This is a genomic window from Streptomyces sp. WM6386 (assembly GCF_000972385.1).
Classification (GTDB): Bacteria; Actinomycetota; Actinomycetes; order Streptomycetales; family Streptomycetaceae; genus Streptomyces.
On the sequence record NZ_JXTE01000007.1, the window covers coordinates 161,010 to 171,762 of the forward strand.

Below are 10,753 nucleotides of genomic sequence, written 5' to 3' on the forward strand. Positions count from 1 at the left end.
TGACAACGCGATCAAGCGATGCGACGAAAGAAGGGCCTCCACAGGCTCTCGCCTGTGAAGACCCTTCACACCGTCGGGACGACAGGATTTGAACCTGCGACCCCTTGACCCCCAGTCAAGTGCGCTACCAAGCTGCGCCACGTCCCGGTGTCCGTCTGACCTGGGGTTTCCCCCGGCCGAACGTGCAGGGAAACAATACCGCACTCGGGTCGGTGGTCGCGCACCCGTTTATTCGGGGCCGATGGTCCGGGGGCGGGCGTCGGCGCGCACGAGGTCACGTATCGCGGGGACCGAGAGCAGGGCGGCGCAGACGACGAGGCTGGTCGCACCGGCGACGAGGAGCACGTGGTCGGCGCCGAGGACCCCGGCGGAGGGTCCGGCGAGGGCCTGGCCGACGGGCATCAGGGCGAGGGAGCCCGCCACGTCGTAGGCGTGGATGCGGTTGAGGGCATCCGGTGGTACCTGGGTCTGGACGCTGGTCGACCACATCACGCTCCAGAACGCCATGCCCACTCCGGCGACCGCGGCGCCGGCCGCCATGGCCGGTACACCGAGGCCGGCGCCGACGCTCGCCGGGAAGGCTCCGAAGCCGACCAGGGCGATCGCCCCGGCGCGCAGCATCCGGCGGGGGCGCAGTCGCAGCGCGAGGAGTCCGCCGATCACCGTGCCGGCGCCGAGGGCGGAGTTCACCAGGCCGTAGGCGCGTGGGCCGTGCTCCTGGACCACCTCCGTCGCGACCAGGGGGACGGTCGGGCCCGAGACGGCGATCATGTAGAGGCCCCAGATGGCGATCACGCCCCACAGCCAGGTGCGGGATCTGAACTCCCGCCAGCCCTCGACCAGATCGGCCCCGAAGGTGCTGGTCGGGTGCGGGTGCAGGCCGTCGTCGGGGGCGCGCGGGGGCAGGCGCAGCAGGAGGAGGCACAGGGCGCTCACGGCGTAGGTGGTGGCGTGGGTCGCGAAGACGCCGCCGGGCGAGGCGAAGCCGACGAGCACACCGGCGAAGGCTGGGCCGGCGAGCTGGGCGCAGGCCTCGGCGACGCGTATCGCGCCGTTCGCGCCCTGGACGTCGGTGGCGAGGCGGCGCAACCGTGCTCGCGACACCTGGCTGGAACAGGGCGCCGGCCACGCCGTTGGTGAATCCGATGGCGCAGATCTGCCAGAGCACCACATGCCCGGAGAAGAAGAGCGTGGCGGCCAGGGCCTGGGTGCCCACGCGCACCAGGTCGGCGCCGATCATCAGCCTGCGGGTGTCGAAGCGGTCCGCGATGACCCCGCCGAAGACGACGAACCCGGCGAAGGCGGCCGCCGTCGCGGCCATGGCGAGGCCGACCGCACCCGCCCCGTACCCGTGCTGGAGCAGGCCCGCGGCAAGGGCGACGGGCAGCATGGTGTCGCCGAGCCCGGCGACGGCCCGCGCGGCGAAGAACAGGGCGAAGTCCCGCGACCAGACGGGGGGACCAGCCGGCGTTCTCCCCTGGTCACCGACAACGCGCTCGGCGTGCGACGACGTCCCGGTCACCTCTCACGCCCTCCCCGTCAGGTCCGCCCCGGCTCTCACGGCTCCGGATCATGCCACGGGGGCCGACGGCGTCCGAGGGATTTTCAGTCCGCGGCCGATCTCCCCAACTCGGGGTGGCTGTCGAGGAGTCGGGGCGGGGCGGCCTGGCGCCAGGAGTCGGCCAGGATGTCCCGCAGTTCGTCCTCGTCCTCCAGTGCGGCGAGCCGGGCCCGCACCCAGGCGAACTGTGCCTCGTGCTCGGCGATCCAGAACTTCTCCGGCTCGGCCAGCACCAGCTCGCTGCGCTCCTCCTTGGGGCAGCGCACCGCGAGGGAGGTCTCCTCCTCGGGCAGGGTGGCGAACATCTTGCCCGCGACCCTGAACGTGGGCATGCTCCAGGCGATCTTCTCCGTGGTGTCCGGCAGGGACAGGGCGATACGACGTACGTCTTCGGCATCCGGCATGGCAGGCACCGTAGCCGCTCGCACTGACAATCACCTGGTGGGAGTGGCTGCTCCCAGTTCCTTGAAGTAGAGCGTGGTGGGTCGCAGCACCCCGGCCGGGTCGGCCGCGTAGTCCGGGATCACACCGGCCCGGGTCCAGCCGGCCGTCGTGTAGAGGTGCTCCGCCGGGCTGTCGGTCTCGGTGTCCAGGTGGAGGAGGGTGACACCGGCCGCAGCGGCGGCCTCCTCGGCGGTCGTCAGGAGTCTGCGGCCCAGGCCCCGGCCCCGGGCGTCCCGGTGCACCATCAGCTTCACCAGTTCGGCGCGGTGACGGCTGTTGGGCTTGTCGGGGAAGGCCAGGCTGACCGTGCCGACGACCTGCTCGCCGTGGTGGGCCGCCCAGATCGCGAGCGACCCGGCGGCCACACCGGCGGCCCGCTCCTTCCACCAGGCGGCGGCCTCGGCATGGTCGAGGGGTCCGAGGAAGCCGATCGAGGCGCCTCCGTCCACGGTGTCGACCATCAGGCCGGCCAACGCGTCCAGCCGGTCCAGGACCTCGCTCTCGTCCAGGCGTGTCACGCTCACGGCAGCACCACCGCCAGGGCGTAGCGCACCGGCTCGGACCCCGGGCACCGGAACCGCGTCGGCCCCCACACCCGCAGCCGCAGGCAGTCGCCGGTGTCGAGGTGGTGCTCGACGTCCTGAGCCGTCACGTCGAGTGCCCCCTCCAGTACCCAGATGTGCTGTTCGAGGCCGGGGACGGGCGGCCGGTCGTAGGCGATGTCGGCACCCGCGGCGAGCCGCCCCTCGACGAGTTCGCCGCGCAGCCCGGTGTGCGGCGGCGACACGGACCGCCGTAGGAACCCGGAGGCCCGGTCCTCCCACACCGGCTGCTCGACGGCCCGCACCAGCAGCGCGGGCTCGGCCTCGACCTCGCTGAGCAGCTGGGACATGGTCCGCCCGTACACCCCGCACAGTCGGTTCAGCAGCGAGGCGGTGGGGCTGATCTCCGCCCGCTCGGCCCGCGACAGAGTCGACCTGCTCACTCCGCTGCGCTCCGCCAACTCCCCCAGCGACCAGCCGCGTTCGGCCCGCAGCTCGGCGAGGCGGGCGCCGAGCCGGGCGTCGACGGGGTCGGGCCCGGACTCGACGACGACATCCTGTTTCATATCCGGGATGCTATCCCGGATACGGGACGATGGTCTTCGTGACCCCGCTCACTCCCGTCCGCCGAACGCCGCCAGCGTCCGCTCCAGCGCCGGCATCGCCCGCACCACCCGCTGTGAGCGGATCAGCAGGTCCCACGCGGGCTCGAACTTCTTCCAGCCGCCCGAGTAGGCGAGGTGCCGCAGCCGCTCAGGACGGCCCGGCTGGGCCGCCGAGCCACGCCAGATGTTGGACCAGCGGTAGAAGTCGCGGTATGCGCGCCAGTAGCCGTCTTCCAGCTGACGTGGCGTCATCCCCTTGGGCCGGTAGACGACATGCCGGGTGTCGTACAGGTCCCAGTCGCGGTGGACGATCCGCTCCTCGGACTCCATCTGCTTCCACAGTCCCGTCGACGGATAGGGCGTCATGATGTGGAAGGTCGCCGTCTCGATGCCCTGCTCGACCGCCCACGCGACGGTGCGGTCGAAGACGTCCGGGCCGTCCTGGTCGAGCCCGAACACGAAACTGGCGTTGACCATCACCCCGGCGTCGTGCAGGCGCCGCACCGCGGCCGCGTAGTCGGCGCCGATGTTCTGGTTCTTGCGGCGCTCGGCGAGGTTGGCGTCGTTGACGGTCTCGAAGCCGACGAACAGGCTGCGCAGACCCGCCTCCACGGCCTTCTCCAACAGGTCGGGCTTCAGCACGGAGTTGACCGTGCCCGCCGCCTGCCACAGCCGCCCCATCCCCTTCATGCCGTCGAACAGGGCCTCCGCGAAGCGCCGGTTGCCCAGCAGATGGTCGTCGAGGAAGTAGAGATGGCGGCCGGGCAGCCGGTCGATCTCCGCGAGGGCGTCGTCGACGCTCTGGGTGTAGAAGGACTTGCCGCCCTCGAAGAAGGCGTCCTTGTAGCAGAAGTCGCAGTGGTGGGGGCAACCGCGCGACACCACGATGGAGTTGGGGACGAGGTAGAGGTGACGCTTGATCAGATCCCGTCGGATGGGCGGCAGTCCGGCCAGCGTGCGCTGGGTCGAGTCGTAGCGGCGGGCGGGGACTCCGTCGCGGAAGTCCTTCAGGAACAGGGGCCAGGTGTCCTCACCGGGGCCGGTGAAGATCGTGTCGGCGTGGGCCGCCGCCTCGTCGGGGAGCGAGGTGACATGCAGACCGCCCATGGCGACATGCACGCCCCGGGCCCGGAAGTGGTCGGCTATTTCGTAGCTGCGTCTGGCCGAGGTGATGTACGGCTGGACGACCAGGAGGTCGGGGGTGTCGAGGGCCTCGAGATCGATGCGCTCCACGTGTTCGTCGTGGAGGGTGATCTCGTCGTCGGGGTCCAGATAGCCGGCCAGGGTCGCCAGGCCCAGGGGCGGGAACAGCGAGTACTTGATGGGCCGGAACAGCGGGCTGGTCGCCTCGGTCAGGGCCGGGAGGATCATCGTCACACGCATGACAGCCCAGACTGCTTTCGGCCGGTGGCCGGTTCCCTACGGCTGGGACGCCTCTCCGAGCGCTTCCAGCACCGGGCGGATCAGCGGGTGCTCCTCCGCCCCGCGCCGTACGGCCGCGAAGACCCGGCGGGTGGGCGCGACGCCGTCGACGGGCCGTACGACCACGCCGGTCAGATCCATGCCGATCAGCGCGGACCGCGGTACGAGCGCCACGCCCGCGTCGGCCGAGGCCAGGGCGACGACGGCCCGGAAGTCGTCCGAGGAGTGCTCCAAGCGGGGCTGGAACCCGGCGCTCTCGCAGGCCAGGACCACCACGTCATGACAGGGGTTACCCGGGTAGGGGCCGATCCACGGGTCCTTGGCCAGCTCCGCCAGCGGCACCTCGCTCACGTCGGCCAGCCGATGGCGTACGGGGACGACCGCGTCGAAGGGCTCGGCGTACAGCGGGACATGGGACAGGCGGGGGTCGTCGGCGGGCGGCGCCCCGCGGTACTCCACCGCCACGGCGACGTCGACCTGGCGGTCCAGCACCATCGGCAGACTGGCGTCGCCCTCGGCGTCCTGGACGCGGATACGGATGCCGGGCGCGATGTCGGCGAGACGGGCCACCGCGGGGGCGACGACCAGGGCGATCCCGGTCGCGAACGAGGCGACGGTGACCGTGCCGGACTGCCCCGTGTCGTACGCGGCCAGCTCGGCCTCCGCCCGCTCCAGCTGGGCGAGGACGGCGTTGGCGTGGCTGAGCAGGATCTCGCCGGCCGGGGTGAGCCGTACGCCCTTCGCGCCGCGCTCGACCAGGCGGTGCCCGGTCTCCTGCTCCAGCGCCGTGAGCTGCTGGGAGACCGCCGAGGGGGTGAGGTACAGCGCGGCGGCAGCCGCCGTCACCGTGCGGTGGTCGGCCACCGCACGGAGGATGTGGAGCCGCCGCGCTTCGATCATGAGATCGATTGTCTCAAATGCCCCTGTGTGCTCCGGCTCAGCCCTCCAGCTCCGCCCGCGCCGCGACGAAGGCGTCGACGGCCCGGTCGACGTCGTCCGTGGAGTGGGCGGCCGACAGCTGGACGCGGATCCGCGCCTGCCCCTGGGGAACGACCGGGTACGAGAAGCCGATCACGTACACACCGCGCTCCAGCAGCAGCTCCGCCAGGCGTCCCGCCTGGCCCGCGTCCCCGATCATCACGGGTGCGATGGCGTGGTCGCCGGGCAGGATGCCGAAGCCTTCCTCGGCCATACGGCGGCGGAACAGCGCGGTGTTCTCGGCGAGCCGCACGCGCAGGTCGTCCGCCGACTCCAGGAGGTCGAGCACCTTCAGCGAGGCGGCGGCGATCACCGGCGCGAGGGTGTTCGAGAAGAGGTACGGGCGGGAGCGCTGGCGCAGCAGGGCGACGATCTCCGCACGGGCCGCCACATAGCCGCCGGACGCCCCGCCGAGCGCCTTGCCCAGCGTGCCGGTGATGATGTCCACGCGGTCCATCACCCCGTGCAGCTCGGGAGTGCCGCGGCCGCCGGGGCCGACGAAGCCGACGGCATGGGAGTCGTCGACCATGACCATGGCGTCGTAGCGGTCGGCGAGGTCGCAGATCTCGCGCAGCGGTGCCACATAGCCGTCCATCGAGAACACGCCGTCGGTGACGATCAGTCGGCGACGCGCGTCGGACGCGTCCTTCAACTGGGCTTCCAGGTCGGCCATGTCACGGTTGGCGTAGCGGAAGCGGCGGGCCTTGGACAGGCGGATGCCGTCGATGATCGAGGCGTGGTTGAGGGCGTCGGAGATCACCGCGTCCTCGGGGCCCAGGAGCGTCTCGAAGACACCGCCGTTGGCGTCGAAGCAGGACGAGTAGAGGATCGTGTCCTGCTGGCCGAGGAACGCCGAGAGACGTGCCTCCAGCTCCTTGTGCACCTCCTGCGTCCCGCAGATGAAGCGCACGGACGCCATGCCGTAACCCCAGCGGTCGAGGGCCTCGTGGGCGGCGGCGACCACCTCGGGGTGGTCGCCGAGCCCGAGGTAGTTGTTGGCGCAGAAGTTGAGGACGTCGCCGGGGCGGCCGCCGGCGGTGACGGCGACGGCCCTGGACTGCGGGGTGCCGATGACGCGCTCGGGCTTGTGCAGACCGGCGGCACGGATCTCGTCGAGGGTGGCGCGCAGGTCTTCGCGCACGGAGTCGAACATGACAGAAGCTCCTGAAGCTGTATGGGAGTTACGCAGTCCAGTCGAGGATGACCTTGCCGCCGCGGCCGCTCGCCGCGTCGGCGAAGGCCGCCTCGAAGTCGCGGTAGCCGTACCGGCCGGTGATCACGGGGGCGAGGTCGAGACCGCCCTCCAGGAGCACCGACATGGCGTACCAGGTCTCGAACATCTCACGGCCGTAGATGCCCTTGATGGTGATCATCGAGGTGACGATCCGTGCCCAGTCGACGGGGAACTCCTGCGCCGGCAGGCCGAGCATGGCGATCCGGCCGCCGTGCGTCATGTTGGCGATCATGTCACGCAACGCCTCGGGCCGACCGGACATCTCCAGGCCGATGTCGAAGCCCTCGCGCAGCCCCAACTCCCGCTGGCCGTCGGCAATCTGACGCTGCGTCACATTGAGCGCCAGGCTCGCGCCGATCTTGCGGGCCAGCTCCAGCCGCTCCTCGCTGACGTCGGTGACGACGACGTTGCGGGCACCCGCGTGCCGGGCGACCGCGGCGGCCATCAGCCCGATGGGACCGGCACCCGTGATGATGACGTCCTCGCCGACGAGCGGGAAGGACAGCGCGGTGTGCACGGCGTTGCCGAACGGGTCGAAGATCGCGGCGACGTCGAGGTCGACGGGGACGCGGTGCACCCAGACGTTGGCCGCGGGCAGGGCGACGTACTCCGCGAACGCGCCGTCCCGTCCGACGCCGAGCCCGACCGTGGCCCGGCACAGATGGCGGCGCCCGGCGAGACAGTTGCGGCACTTCCCGCACACCAGGTGGCCCTCGCCGCTGACCCGGTCGCCGACGGCGACGTCGGCGACGTCCCGCCCGGTCCCGACGACCTCGCCCACGAACTCGTGCCCGAGCACCAGCGGTGTACGGATCGCCTGCCGCGCCCAGCCGTCCCAGGACCGGATGTGCAGATCCGTGCCGCAGATGCCGGTGCGCAGCACCTTGATCAGTACGTCGCCGGGTCCGACGGCGGGCTCCGGGACGTCCGCGAGCCACAGCCCGGGCTCCGCCTTCTCCTTGACCAGCGCCTTCAACGCTACGGCTCCTGTGGGTGCGGTCCCCGTGCGCGGACATACCGAAGATGCCCGCGTCCGGGGAGAGGGGTGGGATCGCGTAGCAATCTGCCGTACGGCAGCGCCCCAGGTCCATCGAGGTTTTCTTAACCCGCGTCGCAGCTCCGCTTCACGCCCGCCGCCGGTGAACCCTTCCGTGGGGAACACCGGGCCGGGGATGCCCGTTGGAATCCCCGAGGACGCCATGGACCCACGGGGAGCCGCACATGAACACCGCACGTGATCTCGCTCTGCTCGCGCTGGGCGCGGCGCCCGAGGCTCCCGTGGAGCAGGGCGATGTGTCGCTCGCGCTCGCGGGCTCCGAACTGCTGGACCTCGTCGAGGCCGGTGCGCTCCAGATGGACGATGACCGGATCGTGCCCGGTGCGCCGCAGGTCACGGGCGACCCGCTGCTGAACGAGGCCGCCGCCGCGCTCATACGGGACGAGCCGTACGAGTCGGTCGGGGACTGGCTGTGGCGCCGGGGCGACGGGCTGTCCTCCGCCTACCACTCCGCCCTGGAGCGGGAAGGGCTGGCGGCCCGGCCGGGGAGCCGGGTGATTCCGCCGCGGAGCGGACCGACGACGCTGCTCGACTCGCCCGAGCGGACGCGCGCCGAGACCCGCCTCGCGTCCGGCGACCCCGCCTTCACGGCCCTGGTGGCCGCTGCCGGGATCCGGGAGGAGCCGGCCGAGACCCTCGAGGTCACCGACGACGTGGTCACGAGCGTGCTGGCCGCCGTCGGGGACGCGGTGATGGAGCTGGAGGCGGTGCGGCAGCGGCGGGCGATAGAGAACTCCGCGTTCGACAACATCTGGCGGGGCGGAATCTGAGCCCGCGGCACGGCGAAGGCTTCAGAGCGGGAGGCCGTCCGCCTCCATCCGCTCCAGTCTCGCGACGAGTTCCGCCGCCGACGACTTGATGGTCTCCAGGCCGGGCCTCCCCCAGAGCCGCGGCTCCACGTCGACGACACACACCGTGCCGAGGACCATCCCGGTTCTGTCGATGAGGGGTGCGCCCAGATAGGAGCGGATGCCGAACTCGTCGACGACCGGGTTGCCGGCGAACCGCGGGTAGTCGCAGACGTCCTCGAGGACCAGGGCCTTGCGGCGGACGACCACATGCGGGCAGAAGCCGTGGTCGCGCTCCAGATGACGGCCGAGCTCCGGCTTGGTCTCGTCGGCGTGCACCACCACCGGCCGGGCGTCCGGGGTGTGCAGGCCGGCGAAGAACTGCCGCTTCTCGTCGATGAAGTTGACCATCGCGTACGGCGCCCCGGTCAGCTCGGCGAGCCGGTCCGCGAAGGCGTCCAGGGCCGGTTCCGGGCGCTCGCCCAGACCCAGCCCGTGCAGTCGGGCGGCCCGTGCGGGCGCCTCCTTGTCCTCGGGGGTGAGCAGCAGACGACCGGCGGGGCGCACCGGGTCGTAGCTCATGGGCGGGTTCCGTCGCTGTGGGTGTGGGTCATATGCGGCTCCATGGCGTCGGGTGCGGGGATCACATGTGGGCGCCGTGGCTCGGCGCGGGTGCCGGAGCGTGGGCGATGAGGTGGCGTACGAGGGTCAGCAGGGTCTGGACGCCGGAGCTGGAGATCCGGGCGTCGCAGCGGACGATGGGGATCTCCGGGGCGAGGTCGATGGCGGCGCGGACCTCCTCGGGGTCGTAGCGGTAGGAACCGTCGAACTCGTTGATCGCGACGATGAAGCCGAGACCGCGTTGCTCGAAGAAGTCGACGGCGGCGAAGCAGTCCTCCAGCCTGCGGGTGTCGGCGAGGATGACCGCGCCGAGCGCGCCCTCGGAGAGTTCGTCCCACATGAACCAGAACCGCTCCTGCCCGGGCGTGCCGAACAGGTACAGCACATGTTCCGGATCGAGGGTGATACGGCCGAAGTCCATGGCCACGGTCGTCTCGACCTTGTTCTCGATCCCGTCGAGGTTGTCGGTCGCGGCACTGACCGTGGTGAGCAGTTCCTCGGTGCTGAGCGGCGCGATCTCGCTGACCGCGCCCACGAAGGTCGTCTTGCCTACTCCGAACCCTCCCGCCACCAGGATCTTGAGTGCGGTGGGGAAGGGGTCAGAGCTGTCGTCGTAGTCCATCGAGCACTGCCTCCAGAAGGGCCCGGTCAGTCGGGTTGTGGGTGAACTCGGGGGGCTTGGTGGTGAGCGCCCCGCAGTCGACGAGGTCCGAGAGCAGCACCTTGGTGACGACCGCCGGCAGCTTCAGATGGGCGGCTACCTCGGCGACCGAGACGGGCGCACGGCACAGGTCGAGTGCCTGGGTGTGTTCGAGGCCCAGATAGCCGAGGGGGGTGGCTCCGGTGACCATCACCTGCGACAGCAGGTCGAGCGCGATGGTGGGCCTGGTGCGGCCGTTGCTGACCGTGAAGGGGCGCACCAGGCGTCCGGCCGCGTCGTCGAGCCAGGGCCCGTCACCGGCCGCCGCCACGCTCAAGGCCTCATCGCCGTCGGTTCGCCTGCGTGCTGCCGGGGTGCGGTCACCAGATAGGGGCGCACGCTCTTGACCAGCATCGCCATCTCGTAGCCGAGGACGGCGGCGTCGGCCTCGCGACCCGCGAGCACCGCGAGACAGGTGCCGGAGCCCGCGGTGGTCACGAACAGCAGGGTCGAGTCCAGTTCGACGACCACCTGGCGGACGTCTCCGCCGTCCCCGAAGCGGACCCCGGCGCTGCGGCCGAGGGAGTACAGGCCGGAGGCCAGGGCAGCCATGTGGTCGGCACTGTCGGTGTCGAGACCGTGGACCGACTTCACGAGCCCGTCGCAGGACAGGAGTACCGCGCTGGTGGTGTGCGGCACACGTTGCACGAGGCCGCTCATCAGCCAGTCGAGATCGGATACATGGCCGGTCGGCGCTTCGCTCGCCATGGTGGATCGACTCCTTGAGGTACGAAGGTCTGCGGGAGCGCTGGGGGGTGGGGTGGAAACGGGGGTGGTCATCCGGCTGTTGCGCTCCCGTCG

At 71.2% G+C, this 10,753-nt stretch carries 12 protein-coding genes, 1 tRNA gene and 1 pseudogene; 1 reads left to right on the top strand and 13 read right to left on the bottom strand.

The window, feature by feature from the left end; genetic code table 11:
• Positions 1-73: 73 nt before the first annotated feature.
• The 9 genes and pseudogenes from TN53_RS06720 to tdh form a co-directional block, all read right to left on the bottom strand.
• Positions 74-147, bottom strand: a tRNA-Pro gene (locus TN53_RS06720).
• Positions 148-228: 81 nt separating this feature from the next.
• A pseudogene (locus TN53_RS06725) lies at positions 229-1,432 on the bottom strand (MFS transporter).
• A 173-nt stretch (positions 1,433-1,605) separates the two neighbouring features.
• Entirely contained in the window at positions 1,606-1,965 is a 360-nt protein-coding gene (locus tag TN53_RS06730; protein WP_046257434.1) for an MmcQ/YjbR family DNA-binding protein, read from the bottom strand.
• Positions 1,966-1,995: 30 nt separating this feature from the next.
• Positions 1,996-2,529 carry a GNAT family N-acetyltransferase gene (locus TN53_RS06735; RefSeq protein WP_046257435.1) on the bottom strand — a complete coding sequence of 178 codons (534 nt, stop codon included), beginning with the start codon at positions 2,527-2,529 and terminating at the stop codon, positions 1,996-1,998.
• Complete coding sequence (locus TN53_RS06740) at positions 2,526-3,113, bottom strand: helix-turn-helix domain-containing protein (RefSeq protein ID WP_046257436.1); 588 nt, start codon at positions 3,111-3,113, stop codon at positions 2,526-2,528. Before TN53_RS06740 ends, TN53_RS06735 begins: the two co-directional genes overlap by 4 nt.
• A gap of 48 nt (positions 3,114-3,161) precedes the next feature.
• Complete coding sequence (locus TN53_RS06745) at positions 3,162-4,535, bottom strand: B12-binding domain-containing radical SAM protein (RefSeq protein WP_046257437.1); 1,374 nt, start codon at positions 4,533-4,535, stop codon at positions 3,162-3,164.
• A gap of 36 nt (positions 4,536-4,571) precedes the next feature.
• Entirely contained in the window at positions 4,572-5,474 is a 903-nt protein-coding gene (locus tag TN53_RS06750) for a LysR family transcriptional regulator (RefSeq protein ID WP_046257438.1), read from the bottom strand.
• A gap of 37 nt (positions 5,475-5,511) precedes the next feature.
• Positions 5,512-6,705: a glycine C-acetyltransferase gene (locus TN53_RS06755; protein ID WP_046257439.1), complete on the bottom strand. Its 1,194-nt coding sequence runs from the start codon at positions 6,703-6,705 to the stop codon at positions 5,512-5,514.
• Positions 6,706-6,733: 28 nt separating this feature from the next.
• Entirely contained in the window at positions 6,734-7,762 is a 1,029-nt protein-coding gene (gene tdh / locus TN53_RS06760) for an L-threonine 3-dehydrogenase (protein ID WP_046257440.1), read from the bottom strand.
• 245 nt (positions 7,763-8,007) lie between these two features.
• On the opposite strand from tdh, the gene TN53_RS06765 reads away from it, so the two are divergent.
• Complete coding sequence (locus TN53_RS06765; protein WP_046257441.1) at positions 8,008-8,613, top strand: GOLPH3/VPS74 family protein; 606 nt, start codon at positions 8,008-8,010, stop codon at positions 8,611-8,613.
• A gap of 21 nt (positions 8,614-8,634) precedes the next feature.
• Here TN53_RS06765 and TN53_RS06770 read toward each other — a convergent pair whose 3' ends face one another.
• From TN53_RS06770 to TN53_RS06785, 4 genes are all read right to left on the bottom strand, one after another.
• Entirely contained in the window at positions 8,635-9,213 is a 579-nt protein-coding gene (locus tag TN53_RS06770; protein WP_046257442.1) for a GAF domain-containing protein, read from the bottom strand.
• A gap of 61 nt (positions 9,214-9,274) precedes the next feature.
• A complete protein-coding gene (locus TN53_RS06775; RefSeq protein ID WP_046257443.1) occupies positions 9,275-9,874 on the bottom strand; it encodes a GTP-binding protein in 600 nt (199 codons plus the stop codon).
• Complete coding sequence (locus tag TN53_RS06780; RefSeq protein ID WP_046257444.1) at positions 9,852-10,223, bottom strand: DUF742 domain-containing protein; 372 nt, start codon at positions 10,221-10,223, stop codon at positions 9,852-9,854. The genes TN53_RS06775 and TN53_RS06780 overlap by 23 nt, the downstream gene beginning before the upstream one ends.
• 2 nt (positions 10,224-10,225) lie before the next feature.
• Positions 10,226-10,660, bottom strand: coding sequence for a roadblock/LC7 domain-containing protein (locus TN53_RS06785; RefSeq protein WP_046257445.1), 435 nt, complete (start codon positions 10,658-10,660; stop codon positions 10,226-10,228).
• Between the last annotated feature and the right edge of the window lie 93 nt (positions 10,661-10,753).

Bases quoted from the DNA above. Each gene is read 5' to 3' on its own strand.
- TN53_RS06750 (WP_046257438.1), bottom strand. From the start codon at position 5,474: ATGATCGAAGCGCGGCGGCTCCACATCCTCCGTGCGGTGGCCGACCAC.
- TN53_RS06775 (WP_046257443.1), bottom strand. From the start codon at position 9,874: ATGGACTACGACGACAGCTCTGACCCCTTCCCCACCGCACTCAAGATC.
- TN53_RS06730 (WP_046257434.1), bottom strand. From the start codon at position 1,965: ATGCCGGATGCCGAAGACGTACGTCGTATCGCCCTGTCCCTGCCGGAC.
- TN53_RS06770 (WP_046257442.1), bottom strand. From the start codon at position 9,213: ATGAGCTACGACCCGGTGCGCCCCGCCGGTCGTCTGCTGCTCACCCCC.
- TN53_RS06765 (WP_046257441.1), top strand. From the start codon at position 8,008: ATGAACACCGCACGTGATCTCGCTCTGCTCGCGCTGGGCGCGGCGCCC.
- TN53_RS06745 (WP_046257437.1), bottom strand. From the start codon at position 4,535: ATGCGTGTGACGATGATCCTCCCGGCCCTGACCGAGGCGACCAGCCCG.
- TN53_RS06755 (WP_046257439.1), bottom strand. From the start codon at position 6,705: ATGTTCGACTCCGTGCGCGAAGACCTGCGCGCCACCCTCGACGAGATC.
- TN53_RS06785 (WP_046257445.1), bottom strand. From the start codon at position 10,660: ATGGCGAGCGAAGCGCCGACCGGCCATGTATCCGATCTCGACTGGCTG.
- TN53_RS06740 (WP_046257436.1), bottom strand. From the start codon at position 3,113: ATGAAACAGGATGTCGTCGTCGAGTCCGGGCCCGACCCCGTCGACGCC.